The organism is Mycobacterium sp., from assembly GCF_035570115.1.
Taxonomy (GTDB): domain Bacteria; phylum Actinomycetota; class Actinomycetes; order Mycobacteriales; family Mycobacteriaceae; genus Mycobacterium.
The window spans coordinates 1-16,805 of record NZ_DATMLH010000080.1 but is presented as its reverse complement, the minus strand read 5'-3'; the positions used below and the strand labels follow the sequence as shown (position 1 = coordinate 16,805).

18 protein-coding genes are annotated in these 16,805 nt (G+C 64.3%); 4 read left to right on the top strand and 14 right to left on the bottom strand.

Going from position 1 to position 16,805, the window contains the following annotated elements; all coding sequences use genetic code 11:
* The first annotated feature begins 4 nt into the window (after positions 1-4).
* The gene (locus VNW74_RS06140; protein WP_325675709.1) at positions 5-856 is read left to right on the top strand and encodes an SDR family oxidoreductase; all 852 of its coding nucleotides are present in this window, start codon (positions 5-7) and stop codon (positions 854-856) included.
* A 28-nt stretch (positions 857-884) separates the two neighbouring features.
* On the opposite strand, the gene VNW74_RS06135 is transcribed toward VNW74_RS06140, so the two are convergent.
* From VNW74_RS06135 to VNW74_RS06120, 4 genes are read right to left on the bottom strand one after another with little or no spacing between them, the layout of a single operon-like run.
* Entirely contained in the window at positions 885-1,661 is a 777-nt protein-coding gene (locus VNW74_RS06135) for an SDR family oxidoreductase (RefSeq protein WP_325675708.1), read from the bottom strand.
* Positions 1,658-2,560: an NAD(P)-dependent oxidoreductase gene (locus VNW74_RS06130; protein WP_325675707.1), complete on the bottom strand. Its 903-nt coding sequence runs from the start codon at positions 2,558-2,560 to the stop codon at positions 1,658-1,660. Before VNW74_RS06130 ends, VNW74_RS06135 begins: the two co-directional genes overlap by 4 nt.
* Before the next feature lie 34 nt (positions 2,561-2,594).
* Positions 2,595-3,020 carry a cupin domain-containing protein gene (locus VNW74_RS06125; protein ID WP_325675706.1) on the bottom strand — a complete coding sequence of 142 codons (426 nt, stop codon included), beginning with the start codon at positions 3,018-3,020 and terminating at the stop codon, positions 2,595-2,597.
* A gap of 43 nt (positions 3,021-3,063) precedes the next feature.
* Positions 3,064-3,573 (bottom strand): DNA starvation/stationary phase protection protein, encoded by a 510-nt coding sequence (locus VNW74_RS06120; RefSeq protein WP_325675705.1) that lies wholly within the window; start codon positions 3,571-3,573, stop codon positions 3,064-3,066.
* 192 nt (positions 3,574-3,765) lie between these two features.
* Between VNW74_RS06120 and VNW74_RS06115 the strand changes: the two genes are divergently transcribed.
* On the top strand, positions 3,766-4,413 hold the full coding sequence (locus VNW74_RS06115) for a helix-turn-helix domain-containing protein (RefSeq protein WP_325675732.1): 648 nt from the start codon (positions 3,766-3,768) through the stop codon (positions 4,411-4,413).
* Positions 4,414-4,430: 17 nt separating this feature from the next.
* Here VNW74_RS06115 and rpsR read toward each other — a convergent pair whose 3' ends face one another.
* From rpsR to rpmB, 4 genes are read right to left on the bottom strand one after another with little or no spacing between them, the layout of a single operon-like run.
* Complete coding sequence (gene rpsR / locus VNW74_RS06110) at positions 4,431-4,694, bottom strand: 30S ribosomal protein S18 (protein WP_325675704.1); 264 nt, start codon at positions 4,692-4,694, stop codon at positions 4,431-4,433.
* On the bottom strand, positions 4,695-5,000 hold the full coding sequence (rpsN, locus tag VNW74_RS06105; protein WP_325675703.1) for a 30S ribosomal protein S14: 306 nt from the start codon (positions 4,998-5,000) through the stop codon (positions 4,695-4,697). It abuts the gene before it with no gap.
* On the bottom strand, positions 5,001-5,165 hold the full coding sequence (gene rpmG, locus VNW74_RS06100; protein WP_325675702.1) for a 50S ribosomal protein L33: 165 nt from the start codon (positions 5,163-5,165) through the stop codon (positions 5,001-5,003). It lies immediately after the preceding gene.
* Complete coding sequence (rpmB, locus tag VNW74_RS06095) at positions 5,165-5,401, bottom strand: 50S ribosomal protein L28 (protein ID WP_325675701.1); 237 nt, start codon at positions 5,399-5,401, stop codon at positions 5,165-5,167. The genes rpmG and rpmB overlap by 1 nt, the downstream gene beginning before the upstream one ends.
* A gap of 123 nt (positions 5,402-5,524) precedes the next feature.
* Here rpmB and mrf point away from each other — a divergent pair, with 123 nt between their 5' ends.
* Positions 5,525-6,721 carry a ribosome hibernation factor-recruiting GTPase MRF gene (gene mrf / locus VNW74_RS06090; protein ID WP_325675700.1) on the top strand — a complete coding sequence of 399 codons (1,197 nt, stop codon included), beginning with the start codon at positions 5,525-5,527 and terminating at the stop codon, positions 6,719-6,721.
* Entirely contained in the window at positions 6,721-6,981 is a 261-nt protein-coding gene (locus tag VNW74_RS06085) for a type B 50S ribosomal protein L31 (protein ID WP_325675699.1), read from the top strand. Before mrf ends, VNW74_RS06085 begins: the two co-directional genes overlap by 1 nt.
* Before the next feature lie 26 nt (positions 6,982-7,007).
* Here VNW74_RS06085 and VNW74_RS06080 read toward each other — a convergent pair whose 3' ends face one another.
* From VNW74_RS06080 to VNW74_RS06055, 6 genes are all read right to left on the bottom strand, one after another.
* A complete protein-coding gene (locus VNW74_RS06080) occupies positions 7,008-8,372 on the bottom strand; it encodes an aldehyde dehydrogenase family protein (RefSeq protein WP_325675731.1) in 1,365 nt (454 codons plus the stop codon).
* Between the two features lie 14 nt (positions 8,373-8,386).
* A complete protein-coding gene (locus tag VNW74_RS06075) occupies positions 8,387-9,484 on the bottom strand; it encodes an AMP-binding protein (protein ID WP_325675698.1) in 1,098 nt (365 codons plus the stop codon).
* A 357-nt stretch (positions 9,485-9,841) separates the two neighbouring features.
* Positions 9,842-10,630 (bottom strand): esterase/lipase family protein, encoded by a 789-nt coding sequence (locus VNW74_RS06070; RefSeq protein WP_325675697.1) that lies wholly within the window; start codon positions 10,628-10,630, stop codon positions 9,842-9,844.
* Entirely contained in the window at positions 10,614-12,422 is a 1,809-nt protein-coding gene (locus VNW74_RS06065; protein ID WP_325675696.1) for a long-chain fatty acid--CoA ligase, read from the bottom strand. The genes VNW74_RS06070 and VNW74_RS06065 overlap by 17 nt, the downstream gene beginning before the upstream one ends.
* A 216-nt stretch (positions 12,423-12,638) precedes the next feature.
* Positions 12,639-16,196, bottom strand: a complete 3,558-nt coding sequence (car, locus tag VNW74_RS06060) for a carboxylic acid reductase (RefSeq protein ID WP_325675695.1) — start codon at positions 16,194-16,196, stop codon at positions 12,639-12,641.
* A gap of 161 nt (positions 16,197-16,357) precedes the next feature.
* Positions 16,358-16,771 (bottom strand): alpha/beta fold hydrolase, encoded by a 414-nt coding sequence (locus tag VNW74_RS06055; protein WP_325675730.1) that lies wholly within the window; start codon positions 16,769-16,771, stop codon positions 16,358-16,360.
* Between the last annotated feature and the right edge of the window lie 34 nt (positions 16,772-16,805).

Here is a 16,805-nt window from a genome sequence, read left to right as displayed (position 1 = left end):
AGCGATGAGGATCTTGATGGTGGGAGCAACCGGGCGCCACGCTCATTGGGTATTGCGTGAGCTGACCCAACGTGGCGTTACGGTGCGCGCTTTGGTCCGTACTCGACAGCGAGCAGATATTGCCCGCGAAAACGGCGCTACAGAAGTGGCCTTCGGGGACCTCACCGAACCGGCCAGCCTTCGCGACGCGCTCGCCGGGATGGACGGTCTCTTCCACATCGGTCCCGCGCACACGGCCGACGAGGCGGAGATGGGTGTGGCCATGGTCGAGGCCGCTCAGGCCGCCGGAGTTCGAAAGTTCGTATTCTCAGGTGTCATTCACCCGTCGATCTCGGCGATGACGAATCACGGTGCCGCAAAGCTGCCCGTCGAAGAGGCGCTCTACAACTCGGACCTGGACTTCACCGTGCTGCAGCCGGCACGGTTCATGCAGAATTTCGAGCTGTCCTGGAACGACATCGTCGGCCATGACCGGTTGACCCAGCCTTACTCGCTGTCGGCGAAGATGTGCTCGGTGGACTACCGCGACGTCGCCGAGGTTGCCGCGATGGCGATGACCGGCGGCGAGCTCAGTTACGGGACATTCGAATTGAGCGCGCCCGGAATGCAGGACAGCCACGAGACTGCCGAGATCATCAGCGAGGTTCTCGGACGACCGATCGCCGCGGTTCAGATCCCGTTGGACCGGTTCGCCGCGCACCTGCCCGCAGGGCCGTTCCGCGACGGCATGAGGCGAATGATGGCCCACTACGACAAGCACGGTTTGCCGGGTGGCAATCCGTTGGTGTTGCGGTCGATCCTCGGCCGAGAACCCCGGTCACTGAAGGACTACTTCCGCGAACTGGCCGCCGCTTGAAAAACGAGTCAGCTTTCGAGTTGGTCGGTCAGTCTTTCCACGGCCAGTCGCCGGCGTCCCACTGCTTCTGGAGATCCGGGTAAAGCAATGTCTGGTCGTCGGGTAGCGATGCCTTGACGTGTCGCGTCGCGTCGTCGGTGAGCACTTCTTCGTCTCCGCGCTGGACGCCATCAAGGGTCTGGCGGACAACGTCGCCGGCAGAAATCTTGCTCTCCGGCACATCGGCTGCCATGTCGGTGTCAATCCAACCCGCGTGCACTCCGAGGACCAGAGTTCCGGCCGCCCGCAGTTCGACGCGAATCGCGTTCGTCAGCGCCCAAGCGGCGGACTTCGATGCACCATAGGAGCCGTTGAACGGCGATGCCAGCCAGCTGACGACCGACAACACGTTGACTATCGCGCCGCCGCCGTTTTTGGCCAGCACCGGTGCGAATTCTCGGCACATCGCCAGCGTCCCAAAGTAATTGGTTTCCATTTCGCTGCGCGCTGCGCTCAGGTCAGGCGCCGCCAACAACGGCGTCCGCAGCATCGCGCCGGCGTTGTTGATCAGCACCGTGACGTCGGCACAGCGCGAGGCCGCGGCGCGGACATCGTCTGGCTTGGTGACGTCCAATCGAATGGGAACGACCCGGTCGTCGGTGATGTCGACGGTGTCCGGGTTACGCGCTGCGGCGTAGACGCGCGCCACGCCGCGACTGAGCAGTTCTTCCACGAATGCTTTCCCCAGCCCGCGGTTGGCGCCGGTCACCAATACACGTGCGCCCGCGAGCGTTACGCCGCCCGATTCCCTCATTGCAGCGGTCATGGCTGATGGTCTCCTTTCGGAAGTGCGGCGGCTCGTGCCGCCACCTCGTACAACGCTGCGAAGTCGGATTTGCCGTAGCCATGTCCGATCGCGGTCTGGATGGCTTGGTAGGTGGTGGCCGCCACGGGCATCGGCACCTCTAGCGAGCGCGCGGCGCCGAGCCCCAGATCGAAGTCCTTGCGCAGGAGTTCGGTGGTGAAGGTGGGCTCGTAGTCGCGGTTGCGGATCGCTTGGCCCTTGTACGCGATGAACACCGAACCCAGCACCGAGCCGTCGATGAAATCGAGGAAAGCCGATGGGGCCACGCCGCCCTTCTCGGCCAGTACCGTCGCTTCGGCCAACGACTCGGTGATGATGCCCACCAATAGGTTGTGGGCGAGTTTGACCAGGCGCGCCTCTTCGTGCGCACCGGCATAGGTCACGCTGGGCGCAATCGCGCGCAGATACGGCAGCACGGTGTCGAAGACCGACCTGGGGCCCGAGGCGATAATCGACGCCTGTGTTTCGGCGACGACGTCGGCGTTGCCGCTGATTGGTGCCGATAGGAACCCGATGCCGCGGCTGGCTGCCTCGGCCCGAACTTCGGCGGCAGCCTCAGCGGAAACGGTTGAGGTGTCCACCACAATGCTCGGCGCGGGCTGCGCGTCGAATAGGCCGTCGGGGCCCAGCGTCACCGCGAGCAGGTCGGGCGAGGAGCTGACCGAGGTGAACACGACGTTGCACTGGCCAAGGTCGCTGATCTTCTCGGCGCGGTCGGCGCCCTGTTCGACCAGTGGCTGGGTTTTGGAGGCCGTACGGTTCCAGACCGTCACTGCGGCGCCGTCGGAGATCAGGCGTGCGGCCATCGCAGCACCCATCCGGCCCGTGCCGAGCCAGCCGACGCGATGATTCGCTGGCATCATTTTCTCCTTTCCTGACAACGGATTTCAGACGTTAGGCCGTGATCGAAAACTGCTTCGGGTGGGGCTCATACCCGATGTCTTCGACCGCACCCACACCGCTGAAGATATGGAGCACGGTGCTGGGCGCGTCGCTGACATTTCGAAACTCGTGCCAGTTGTCTCGCGGGATGACGAGTACCTGCCCCGGCTCGAGTTCCTCCCTACGGCCTGAATCGCCGAGGAATCGCAGGTTTCCAGTGAGCGGGACCACGATCATGTCGGCATGCGGATGCCGGTGCATATGGTGGATGAATGCGGTCGGGAAGGTCAACACGTCCGCCACGATTTCCGGTGTCCCGGTCATCGATTCATTGAGCAGGTGCTGGTTCACCTGGTGTTCGGTGATGTCCCAACGGGTGAAGACCTCTTTGGGAACGTCGTCGACTCTCAGCACCTGAACCCCTTTTTTCACGGCCATCGTAACCTCTAAACTCCTCGAACTAGCTGCGGTACAGCCGATCTCAGGCTTTGCCGTTTTCAGACTTGAGCATCCACGCCTGCTTCTCCAGTTCGGTGATGATGCCGTGCAGCAGGTCGGCAGTCGACGGATCCGCGGCGTCGACCTCGTCGTGGACCGCGCGAACCGTGTCCACCGTGGCGTAGATGCGAGCGGCGATGATGTCCACCGTCTCCGCGGTCCCGACCAGACCCGCCGGCACAGCCGGGACCGAGGTCGTCGACGCGACCGTGTCGGTACGCCCGTCAGGAACGGCGTCCAGCGCGCGCATCCGCTCGGCGATCGTGTCAGCGGCTTCACGCGCGATGTCGACGATGTCGTCAAGCTGCAGGTGCAGGTCTCGGAAGTTGGTTCCAACCAGGTTCCAATGCGCTTGCTTGCCCTGCAGGTGCAACTCGATCAGGTCCACGAGCACTTTCTGCAGGTTCTGCACCAAGGTGTCAGGTGCGTGAAACACGCGCACCGCATCGATGGTGCGACGGTTGGTCGTTGCGGTCGTTCCGTTCGCGGTCATGGCTGACTCCATCCTCTCGCTATGTGTACTATATTGCACATTATGTGCAGTCCAGCTGTCAAGAAAAGTGGGGAGGCTCACAGATAGCCGCGGACCGCGACCCGACAAGCTGGATAAAGGGTGCTGTGGGCTGTACAATGACGAACACACGGGCGTACGTCTTACTGCACACTGGGAGATACCTTGACGGATGTGTCAGAGTCCCGCACGACCAACGGCGTGCCGGGTGGGCTGGGCGGTCGACTCCGGCAGGTCCGCACCGCGCGTGGCATGTCCGTACGAGAACTTGCCCGCCGGGCGGGTTGCTCGGCAAGTCTGGTCTCCCAGGTGGAACGCGGGGTGACGACGCCCTCCGCGGGCGTGGTGTACTCACTGGCCAACGAACTCGGCATTTCCCTCGATTTCTTGTTCGGCGAAACTGAGGTCGAACCGGACGAGCCGCCACGCTCGCCGGCGATCGGCAGCCAATGGGGTCGCGCCACCGGCCCCGGGGGAGCCGGCATCGTGCAGCGGGCGGGCGATCGCAACACCATCGAACTTTCCACGGGCGTGCGTTGGGAACGCCTCACTCCGGTGCACGACAGCAGGGTCGACTTCATCGAGATCGTGTTCGAACCCGGAGGTCAATCCACCGAGAGCGGGCGGGCCCTCCGGCACGACGGCCGCGAATACCTGTATGTCGTACAGGGCGAGCTCGAAGCCGTCATCGGATTCGAAACGCTGCGGCTGATGCAAGGGGATTCGATGGCATTTGATCCCGGCACCCCGCACCACTACTCCAACCGCACGGCCGGGATTGTCCGCGTGCTATCCGCCGTCGTGCACGACCTGGCGCCATAGCGGCGCACACATCCGCGTCACCGCACGGCGGATGACGGGTACGGCAAAAGGGCCATCTCGCGAGCGTTCTTGATCGCCATGGCGATCTGGCGCTGCTGTTGGACGGTCAAACCAGTGACCCGGCGGGAGCGGATTTTGCCGCGCTCGGAGATGAACATCCGCAACCGGGCGGTGTCTTTGTAATTCACCGCAGTCACGCTGAGGGTGTCGAGCAGGTTGTTCTTGGCAACTTTCGGCGGGGCCGGTAAAAGCCGACGGGACCGCGTCGATTTGCGCGTCATCTACCAACTCGATTTGCGTATGCCCGGCAGCTGGCCCTCGTGGGCCAGCTCGCGGACCCGAACCCGCGACAAGCCGAACTTGCGCAGGTGGCCGCGGGGTCGGCCATCGACGGCGTCGCGGTTTCGTATCCGCACAGGACTGGCATCGCGGGGTTGACGGGCCAGCGCGCGTTGCGCGGCAAGTCGCTGCTCGTAGCTGCTTGCCGACGACCGGATAATCGCTTTGAGTTGGGCCCGCCGGTCGGCGTAGCGAGCGACGGTGACGCGGCGCTGCTCGTTCTTGACGATCTTCGATTTCTTGGCCACTCAGCGTTCTTCCCGGAACTCGACGTGCCGGCGGATCACCGGGTCGTACTTCTTCAGCCTCAGACGGTCGGGGTCGTTGCGACGATTCTTGCGGGTTACGTAGGTGTAGCCGGTGCCCGCGCTGGAGCGCAGCTTGACGATGGGGCGAATCTCGTTGCGCGCCATCAGATATGCTCGCCCGACCGGCGCAGCCGCGCGACGACTGCCTCGATGCCGTCGCGGTCGATGACCTTGATCCCTTTGGCGCTGACCCGCAACGTGATGCGACGATCCTGTGACGGCAGGTAATAGGTCTTCACCTGGATGTTCGGTGACCAACGCCGGCGGGTGCGCCGGTGCGAGTGCGACACCGTGTTACCAAAGCCCACTGTGCGGCCGGTGACTTGGCAGCGTGCGGACATGGCCCTCCTTTCCGGCTGCCGAAGATAATGAAAATCGTTTTCGACAAGCCTCGCGTGGCACTGTAGCGTGTTCGTGAGCTTAATGACAATCATTATCAATAACGAAGGTCAATAAGGAGGACGATGCGGACTCCCGTACTGCTCGTGGCTGGCCAGGGCGATACCGACGCGGTGGTCGGCGCATTGTTACGCCACCCGGGGACGCTGGTCGTCGAGCACCGGTTCGACGGCCACATCGTGCAACGGACACTGGTCACGCTGCGGGATGGCGAACTGATCACCACCGAGGACGCTCTGGAACTGGCTCACGGCTGCGTGTCCTGCACGATCCGCAACGACCTGCTGATCCTGCTACGCAAGCTGCATCGCCGCCGGGGCGTCGACCAGATCGTCGTGCACCTGGCGCAGTGGCTGGAACCCGAACCCATCTGCTGGGCGATCAACCACATCCGTGTTCGGGTCGGACCCGGTTACCCCGACGGTCCGGCCGCCTGCGATGTGGCGATCGCTGCGGTGGTCACCTGCGTGGACGCCGTCGATTTCCTGACTCAGGCACTGAGCGACGACGAACTGGCCGATGGACGCACGGTCGCCCAAGTGGTGGTCGGTCAGGCCGAGTTCGCCGACCTCGTCGTGCTGAATCACCCGGATCCGCTGACGCTGGCGGTTTTACGGCGGCTCAGCCCCCGCGCGCGCATCACCGTCGGTGTCGATCGCGTCGAATTGGCGCTGGCGCACCTGGATTCCGATTCGCGGCGCGGTCGCAGCGATCATCCGCACGCACCGCTGCTGGCCGGCCTGCCTCCGCTGGCGTCTGACGGAACGGTCAGGATTCTCGAGTTCACCGCGCGTCGCCCGTTTCACCCCGACCGCCTGCACGCCGCAGTCGATCTGCTGCTGGACGGAGTGGTGCGTACCCGTGGTCGGCTATGGCTGGCCAACCGCGACGACCAAGTCATGTGGCTGGAATCAGCGGGCGGTGGGTTGCGCGTCGCGTCCGCCGGAAAATGGTTGGCGGCGATGACCGCCTCGGAGGTGGCCTACGTCGACCCCGAACGGCGAGCGTTCGCCGACCTGATGTGGGAACACCGGTTCGGCGATCGGCACACCTCGATGACGATCCTCGTCTGCGGCGGCAACCCGGTAGAGATTGTCGATGCGTTGGATGGCGCTCTGCTCAACGACGACGAGATGGCCTGCCCGCAGAACTGGAGCAGCTACGACGATCCGTTCGGCGACTGGCACCAAGACCCCTGCTACGAAACACCTGATATGGCAGGGGAATTCACGGCACACCGTAACAGCGACGGGGAAGGCTGATGAAACCCGACATCCATCCCGACTACCATCCGGTGGTATTCCAGGACGCCACGACCGGGGCGTTATTCCTCACTCGCTCCACGCTGACCAGTTCACGCACCATCGAGTGGGAGACTCCCTCGGGCGTGCATACCTATCCCTTGGTGGTGGTCGAAGTGTCCTGCGACTCGCATCCGTTTTGGACCGGCGCACGGCGCACGATCGATACCGCCGGACGGGTGGAAAGGTTCTACCGACGTTACGGTCAGCGGTCTTCGTAATCGTCTTTGCAGCAGCACCCGAGATCTCAGTCGCGAACAAAGCCTTTGTTGCGCATCAGAAAATCGGGCAGAAACCCATCGTGCGGGATTTCAGGCTCCCCGTAATACGTCGGGTGGTGGCCGCGGTACACGTTGGCGATGGTCGAATCGTTGAGCAGATCGTCGATCAGGTCTTCATCGTTGGTGATCGCGTTGATCACCAACGAATGCCGCAGCGGGTCCAGACCGTCGGAGCGCGACCACGGCGAGACCCAAACGCACGGAAAGGGTAGCTCGACGTTGAGCTTGGCGACGTCGGGCTTGGCCATCAGGTGGACGGCCGGGCGCAGCGCGGCGCAGCCGTCGCTGAGCGCGGCGACCACCTGATCGGCGCCGAGCACCGGTGTGGTCCCTGCGGCCACGGCCGTCAGGTGGGCCGCCAAAGCCGTTGCCTGGTTGATGTTTTGGGTGGGCAGGATCGCCCGCTCGTCCTCGGTCGGCAGCACCGGAATCGCCGAGAGCCGCTCGCCGATCGCATCGGCCAGCGGGGTCGGGTCGCCCTCGTACAGCACGGCGGTGGTGTTGACGCAGGCGATCCCGCCCAGGTTGGCGATCGAGTCGGTGATGACATCGAGGTAATCACGCCAGTCCTGATCGGCGGTGATGACGATCTTCGCCCGGCCCGGGCCGTTGACCAACACCGTCGGGTCGTTGGCGTAGCGGTCGACGACGTCTTGGCTCCCATAGACCATGGCGAGGTCGGCCGACCGGATGATCTCGTCGGCTCCCCGATGATCGGTGGGCAGATACACCGCGTCCTGTGGGCGAAATCCGGCTTCCCTCAACGCGTGAACCAGCCGGTGCGCGGTGAGTGGCTCGCGGCGTGACGGTCGGACCGCCACCCGGTATCCGAGCGCCAGCGCCTGCGGCCACAGCCCGTGCACGCCCGGACCGTTTCCCGAGGCCAGCACCCCGAACACTTCGCCCCGCCGGACCCACACCGCAGCACCGTCGCGGGTGCGCTCGTCGCGCCAATCCAGCACGGCGCCCGACGGCTGGGCCAGTCGCACCACGCTAAACGCCGAAGCGACGCCATCGGCGACGCCGCGGGCCCCCGAACGGGTCACCGCGATCGGGACCCCGGAAATCCGGCTGGCCAGCTCGACGTAAGTGTCGAAGTCCAGCCCGGCGATCACCCCGGTGGCGAAAGCGTCGGCGGCTTTGGCCAACGCGGCCTCGCGTTGTTGGGCCGGCAGCGGTCTGGTGTCGCGCTGAGTGTTGATGGTGCGCGAGACATACAGCGGCGGCGCGATGCTGAGGTCGACAACCGCGACGCCGGCGGTGCTGGTGACAACTTCGCGGTTGCGGGTCTGGTAAGCACCGTCGGGACCGAGCGCTTCGATGCGCAGCAGATTCACGGAAGCCATCAGTAGACGCCTTCGATGACGGGCTCGCCTTCGAAAGCAGCGACGGGTTTCACCTCGCTGAGCGAATCGCCGACTTGGCCTTCGGGTCCCGGTATCCGGATCGCACTATCGCGCTCCAGGTTGTTCGGTAGGAACATGCCCTTGCTGAGATGGTTCATCACCACCTGCCCGCGCTGTCCGTAAGGCACTTCGTCGCCGGTGTCGGGATCCACTATCGAGAAGACGACGTAGGGTGTGCGCGGATCGAACACGAACGGCTCACCGTCGCCGTTGTGGCGAGTGATCGCCTGCGAAAGAATCATGGTGCTGCCGAACACCATGGTGATCGTCGTATTCGGGAAGATTTCCCGCAGCAAGTCAAGCGTGTCGACGTCCACATGAGCGCCGCTGAGCAGCGTGAAGCGGATCTTCTCGTTCACCAGGTTCGCCACCCGGTCGTTGCGGGCAATGGCCTCGAGCAGCGGGGGAGTGGTGTGCAGATTCGCCACGTCTTGGGTCTGGAGGATGTAGACGGCCTGCTCGATGAGGTGGTCGACGTAGGCCGACACCTCAAAGGTGGCGTTGCGGGCGGCGATCTTCTTGACCCAGCGGGGATCCAGGTCGATCGAGTGAAACACCGAGCCGAGCCGCTGCGAGACCAGACGAGAAAAGTAGCCGACCCCGTGCGGTCCGCTCGGCATCATGCAGACAAAGCCGCGGCCCTGCAGAAAACCACCGGCGCCGAAGTCCTCGGTCTGCCATTCGATGACTTGCTCGATCCAATCTGGCAGCTGTGCAGTCCTTTTGGGCGCGCCTGTGGTGCCACCGGACTCGAAAATCTGCGGAATCGGCGGCGGGGAGCCGTAGCCACGCGGGATCAGCTCTTCGATGGGCACGTTCCGCAACTCGTTCAGCAAGTTGGGGAACAGCCGCAAATCGGCAAACGTGTTGACATCGGTCAGCGGGTTGAAGTTCAGCGTGCGCGCCGCGCGGAGCCAGAAAGCGGAGCCGGTGTCTTCGCCGAAGTGCCAGGCTATCGCCGCGCGTAAGTACGCCTCAGGATCGCCAACCGGCGCAGACCGTGGCACATCCAGCAGCGAAAAATCGATATCGGCCATGCACCGATCATGTCGCAGCTGCGATCACCCAGGCAATCGACTGGCTGCCAATGTGTTTCACCGAGGGAGCTTTTGGTGAGACGTTAACCAGTTGTAGATGCGCGATTCTCCGCGCCGACATCTCACCACATCTGCACGTCCAGCGACACATCCGCACCTGAGGTGTAACAAAACCAGCCAGGGCCGCAACAAAAAGGTAAATGCAAGCCGGCTACAAGGTTTACAAACAGTTAGCAAAACGTGAATCAATGTGGTTGGGAGCTGTCGTCGGCAGCGGCGTCGACGACGCCGTGTCGGGCCGACATCGATGCGCAACCCATACGTGGCCCAGGAAGCAGCCTGGTAAGCGCTGGGCTCCTAGCGTTGGAGCGGCCGCCAGCGGTCTTCCGGTTGGGCGAGACGATCGGCGATCACCAACAGCGTTTCCACGTTGTGGCCGTATCCGAGGTGGGTGCTGTGCACCTCGACGTTTTCGGTCTCCGGGGCGGGCAAGCTGGTGCAGCACTGCCAGGCCACGATGCCGTCGGTTCTGCTGTAGATGCAGGTCGTCGGGATGGAGAGCGGTTGGGCGCGGCGTAACAGCGCCTGTTCGGAGACTGCCTCGGTGGCGTCGGCGCCGCGGTTGACGAGCCGCCACACTTTCCACGCGGCGCTGGCCCGATGGTTGCCGCGGAAGGGAGATCCCAAAGTGATCACCGACCGGACATCGTCGGGGAAGGCGCGCGCCAGTTCACGGGCATAGATGCCGCCGGCGCTCCAGCCGATGAGGCTCACGCGCCGCCCGTCGGCCCGTTCGCGGATGCGGTGGAGGCGCGCCGGCAGCGTCTCCGTCATGCTGGCGCGGTACCCCATGTTGTAGCCCAAACCCCAGTCGTAGACCCGATAGCCCAAGCGGCGCAGCACATTACGCAGCAGCTGTGTCGAGCCGGGGCCGGCCAGGAATCCGGGAAGCACCAGAACGGGATGGCCGTCGCCGCGGGGCCAGTCGGCGATGCGTCGCGCAGCGCGCAGGGCGGCGAGATACTCGAAGCCGCTGCGCCACTCCAGCCAACGCAGCAGATGTGCCGGCGGGGCCGCGTTGACGGCATCGGGCAGCCGAGCGGGTTGCTCGGCTTCAGATTCAGCGGGGTCAGGAATAGAAGCCATTCAAGGTTTCCTTGTTCTGCTCGGCGACCACGCCGCGCTTGACTTTCAACGACGGTGTCAGCTGGCCACCTTCGACGGAGAGGTCTTCGCTGAGGACAGCCCACTTCTTGATCGTCTCCCACCGATTCAGGCTGGCGTTGAGCTTCTGGACGTGTTCGTCGATCATGTTGTGCACGGCGTCGGATTTCGTGAGCTCCGCGTAGGGTTTGTCGCCCAGGCCGTTGTCTTTGGCCCATCCGCTGATCGAGTCCGCGTCGAGGGTGACCAGGGCGACGGCGAAGTTGCGTCCCTCCCCGAACACCATGAACTGACTGGCGTACGGGCACAGCGTCGCGAACTTCGCCTCTACCGCCGGCGGCGCGACGTACTTACCGTTGGACAGCTTGAACAGTTCCTTGATACGGCCGGTGATGGTCAAAAAGCCGTCGTCGTCGAGTTTGCCCTGGTCCCCGGTGGACAGCCAGCCGTCGTCGCTGAGCGCCTTGGCGGTGGCGTCATCCAAATGGTGGTAGCCGGCCATCACGCAGTCACTGCGGAATTGAACTTCGCCGGCGTCGCTGATGCGGACCTCGGTGCCCTCGAAGGGCAGACCGACAGTGCCGAGCTTGTAGTTGTTCGGGCGGTTGATGAAGCCCGCGCCGGACGACTCGGTGAGCCCGTAACCCTCCAGAATCAGCAAGCCGGCGGCTTCGAACCATTCGGCGATGTCGCGGTTGAGCGGCGCGGAGCCAGACACGAAGAACCGGATTCGCCCCCCGAATACGTCGCGGATCTTTGCGAACACCAACTGGTCGAACAGCCTTTGCTGCAGCTGCAAGTGCGGCCACACGAATTTGCCCTCGCGGCGGCGCCGGGCGACCTCTTTGCCCACCGCGAATGCCCGGTTGAACAGGACGGCCTTGAAGCCGCTCTGCTGCGTGACGATTTTGGAGTAGGCCTTCTCGAAGATCCGCGGCGCCGCCCCCATGAACGTCGGTTTGACCACCCCGGTGTTTTCGACGATTTTGTCGACGCGGCCATCGATCGCGGTGGCGAAGCCGCAGGCCAGTTGAGTGGAGATCAGCACCTTGCCGAAGGCGTGCGCAAGCGGCAGCCACAGCAGCTGCAAGTCGTCCTCACCCAGCAGGTCCATGTCGGAGATCGCTGCGCCGGTGTACACCCACGCCTCGTGACGGAGCCGCACCCCTTTGGGCTTGCCGGTGGTCCCGGAGGTGTAAATCAGCGTTGCCAGCCGGTCGCCGGGGATCTCCTCGGCGACGGTGCGAACGCAGGAGGGGTGGTCCGCCAGGTACTTCGCGCCTTGCTCGGCGAGATCGTCCAGGGTGATCACCCAATCGCCGTCACCGGCTCCGTCGAACACCACCACCTTGGCGAGATTGGGCAAGTCGCCGCGACGCTCGGCGAGCTTCCCGACCTGCTTGTCGTCTTCGGCGAAGACGATCCGCGACTCGGAGTCGGCGAGGATGTAGGCGGTGTCCTCGGCGTTGGTACTCGGGTAGACGGTGGTGGTTGCGGCGCCGGCGCACATGATCGCCAGGTCGGCCAGGATCCACTCGAACCGGGTGGTCGATGCGATACCGATCCGATCCTCGGCCGCGATGCCCAGCGACAGCAATCCGGCTGCCAGGGCGTCCACCCGCTCGGCCGCCTGGCTCCAGGTGACCGAGGTCCAGCCGCCGTTCTCCGGGTATCGGAAGGCTTCCTTGTCTGCCGATGCCTCGACGCGCTGCAGGAACAGCATCGCCAAATTGGGTGCTTGGGTGGCCGTCGGGCTCAGGCTGGTCTGGCTCATTGAACTTCCTTTTGTGCTCTCAGCAATCTCGCACTATCTGTCGCATGGCGACCCGCTGCGCCCGGCTGAGCCGCGCTTGCGATCGCCATGAATCGATCTTGCTGGGAATGCCCGCTGTTAGATGGCCAAAACGTGAATTTGCCGCTTTTTCGAGGTCGCGAGGCCTCTAACGCCTACCCGGCAGCGCCCCGTGTGTCATCCCGTGGTTTGGGCCTGTCATAGCAGGCCCAGATGCTGGAGATCGGTGACGTACTTGTCGATCAGCGCAGACGACAGGTGTGGAATGTCCTTGTCTGCGCCAATTTTGGCCGCCCGTACTGCGGTGTGGAACCCGTCGGTTGGGGTCGGGGCGCCGCGTAGCGGCATTTCGGGTTCGCGATAGGCACCGAGTAGGGGCAGCACTGATTGCTGTCTTTGCGTCTCCGGTAGCGCCCTCAGCGCGGTCTCAAACCGGGTAATCCACTTGCCGTGGTCGCCGATCCGCTGGATCTTGTGGCCGGCGTCGATGAGCCAGTCGACGAAGGTGTCCAAAGAGATGCCGTCGTCGTGCGGGTTCTCCACGTCGAAGGAGCGGAAACCATCGGTGACCTGTGTGCCCAGGGTGGCGATGGCTTCGGCAACGAAGTCGGCGGGCAGCCCGGCGTAATGCGCCCTGGCTCGATTTCCCGCGGCGTCGGTCTGATAGAAGGACCCTGGCGCGATGCCCGTCGCCAGCAGGCTGAAGATCAGCCGGGTGAAATTGTCGACCACATTGAGCTGTCCGACGTATCGGCTGTGGGCCAGGATCATGTCGGAGCGGAACACCGCCACCGGAAGGCCGCACAGGTCGAAAGCCTCACGCAGCAGGACTTCCCCGGCCCACTTGCTGTTCCCGTAACCGTTGGCGTAGGAGTCGTCGACCGTACGCGCCGGGCTCATGGCGCGGATGTCTCCGTCCTCGGCAAACTTGTCGGGCGCGATCTGCATTGCGGCCGCCACCGTCGACATGAAGGTGACCGGTTTGATCCGCGAGACGATCGCCAGCTTGATCACCTCAGTGGTACCAACAACATTCGGGCCGAACAGCTGCTCATAGGGCAGCACGTGATTGACCAACGCGCCCACATGCACGATCAGGTCCACGGTGCGGGTCAGCCGCTCCCAGGTTGTAGGGTCCAGACCGAGGTTGGGTTCACCGATGTCGCCAGTGACGACTTCCAGGTGCTCGGCGGCCAGTTCACGGAAGCGGCGCAGCAGCTGGGGGTCTCCGGTGTCGAAGACCTTCTCGAGCCGGGCGCGTGCCGCATCGGTGTCGCCGCCGCGGACGATGGTGATCAGTTTGCCGCCCGTACGGGAGAGCCGCTGCAGCCACTCCATCGTCACGAAGCGGCCGAGGTAGCCGTTGGCGCCGGTGAGCAGAACGGTGTGCGGCTCACGCGTGACGCGTGGCAGCGCCTTGGCCGCAGCCAGCGTCTTTGCGTCGATGAACTTCGCGAGCGCCAGATCGCTTGCATAAACAGTAGTTTCGCCCTTCCCGTGGATCCTGGCGAAGGTCGGTCGGCTGGACCCGGACCGGCGCTCGGCCTCGATGTAGTCAGCGATCTGTCTCAGGTCGCTCGTCGGACTGACAATCACCCCCACCGACACCTCGACCTCGAGCAACTCGGCAAGCAAATTGGAAAACGTAAGTGCCGATAGCGAATCCCCGCCCAGGTCGATGAAATGAGCGTTGGCATCCACATCGTCACTCGGCGAGCCCAACACCACGCGTGCCGCCCCGATCACGGTGTCGAGCACCGGCTGCTTTGCGGCCGCGCCGCGCAGCGCGCGGAGCTCGTCCAGCTGCGCGGCGGCCAGCTCGGCGTAGAGCCGTTCCAGCCGCGCACCGTAGGCATCCCTGAGTTTGGGCCGCAGATTCTTACCGACCCCGGAAAGCAAGCCGTTGGCCGCGCTGAACGGTTCGGTCTCGATCAAGAAGTCGACGGGCACCTCATAGGACTGCAGCTCAGCGTATTTCGCGGTCTCCTGCAGCGACTCTCGCAGCGCGGCCTTCAGCGCGGCGGCGTCGCCACCAAACTGCGAAAGCGCCTCGGCGGTCGGGACGATCACCGCCAGCAGGAAGGAGCGTTCGCTGTTGCCGTAGACGAAGATCTGTCGCACCAGCGGCGCCGCGCCGAACGCGGCTTCCAAGTTCGCCACGGCCACGAACTCGCCGTTTGCGAGCTTGAGGACGTTTTTGCGCCGATCGACATAGACGAGACGGTCGGGTGCGATCTCGGCCATTACATCGCCGGTGCGGTAGTAGCCGTCTTCGTCGAACGCCTCGGCGGTGACCTCGGGCCGTTTGTAATACCCCGGTGTGCTGTTCTCCGATTTGACCAGTAGCTCGCCGCGCGGATACGGCTTGTCGGTGGTGAAGTAGCCCAACTCGGGGACGTCGATGAGTTTGTAGTCGATCACCGACGGACGGGCGATGATGCCGTCCCTGAGTACCGGGGCGACCTCCGTCAGGCCATATAGATTGCCCACGTCTAGGTCGAGGCACGAATCCAGAAATGCCCCCAGCTCGGCGGCTAGCGGGGCGGTGCTGACAAACGTCTGGAGCACCCGGCCGCCGAGCAGCTGGTCCCGCAGTTCGGCGGTGGCTTGCGCATCGGCGTCAGCGATGTCGGCCCCCTCCAAGGTGAATCGGTCGACCGCGGACCGGTAGCGCTGAAAAAGCATTTCGACAACCCTGGGCACCAGCAGCAAATCGGTGGGTCGCGCCAGCGCCCAGTCGTCGAACAACGTCGAGAGATCGGACTCGGCAACGAAATAGCTGGTGCCGCCGGTCAAGAAGGACGCGACCAACGGCAGCCGCCCGGCGATGTGGCTCAGCGGCATAAAGTTCACGTTGAACACCGGGGTTTCCGTCGCAAACATCGGCGCCGTGAACAGCCTGCCCAGCGTCCTTTCGGTGAACATCGCGCCCTTGGGTGTCCCGGTACTGCCGGACGTGTAGAGGATCATCGCGAGCCGCTCGTCGCTGCCCCCGGTGTAGAACGGTTCGGTCGGAAGCTGCCGACCGCGCTGGATCACCTCGTCCAGCGTGCTCACGACGACCGGCACGTCGGCGTCGCGTAGACGCTTACGGGCACCCTCGAGATTCTCCCGGTGCTCATCGATCCGCGGGTCGTAGTCGAACACGACGACGTGGCGCAGCGATGCGCTGTCGAGCACGGATTCAATGGCGACGTCCAGATACGCCGCGCCGACGGCGAGCGCCCGCGGCTCGACCTCGGCGATGATCGGACGCAGCTGCGAAACCGGGGCATTGTGCTGCAGGGGCACCGACACCAAACCCAGATACGCGCACACCGTGTCGACGGTCAAATAGTCGGGGCTGGCAAAACCAACGATTGCCACAAAGTCGCCGGGATTGACCGGAGACGTCTCATCGTGGCGCCACGCGGCGGCCAGAGCGCGCACTCGCGACCACAGCTCGCCATAGCTGATGGTCTCGAAGCTGGGCAGCAGCCGGGTGGTGGTGCGGCCCGTCGCCGGGTCGAGCACCAGCTCTCGCGCGCGTTGCCCCAGTGCGGGCCGATCCGCGTAGCCGTCGACGAACGTCTGCAGGATTGCGGGCAGCCGAAGCCCAGGCCGGCGCGCCGCGTCGATCACGTCCGGGATCGGTTCGGCGGCCCGGAACTGCGGGTCGGAGGCGTAGAGCTGCGCAATACGACGCGCCCGTCGCTCCGCTCGGGTGTCGCTCGAACCTGACGGGTTGGTGATCTCGCTGCGGACGTCCGTAGTCATATGCAAAGCCCTCTCCATCTAGTAATGCGACCTAGAAGGGGCAACAACGACGACCGTCACACGTGATCCGACGCGGTGGTGTGATGGCCGACACACTTCGGTTCCCGACCGATCACTGGTCGTCGGCTGATGCTCGTGCTGGGCTCATCGTCAGCCACCGATCAAGCCGGAACATCCTGTGGTGTAGGGGGTTCAGCGGATCGTGTGAGGGCGCGGCTGATGGTGTCTGTGACGAGGCGCGGGGCGTCATGTAGCAGCATGTGTCCGGCGCCGGGCTCGTGCACGAGCATGGCCCGGGGGATGCCGGCGGCTATATCGCGGGCATGCGCGGGCGGGGTGAGCTTGTCGGCTCCACCGGCGATGACGGTCGTGGCGGCGGAGATAGAACCAAGCGTGTGATATTGGTCGTAGTTCCGCAGGCTGGGAAGAAACCCGACTTTGGTCGTCAATGGGGTTGCGTTAATGCTTGCGGCGGATACAGCGGCGAGAGCACCGTTGCCTGCTGCGTATCCGGCACATCTCGTCAGGGCGGGCCACAACGGGCGGGCGACAGCCCGAACTATCTGGTCAGTCATCGAATGCGGCGTGTGCTGCACGAGCCGGTGGAGG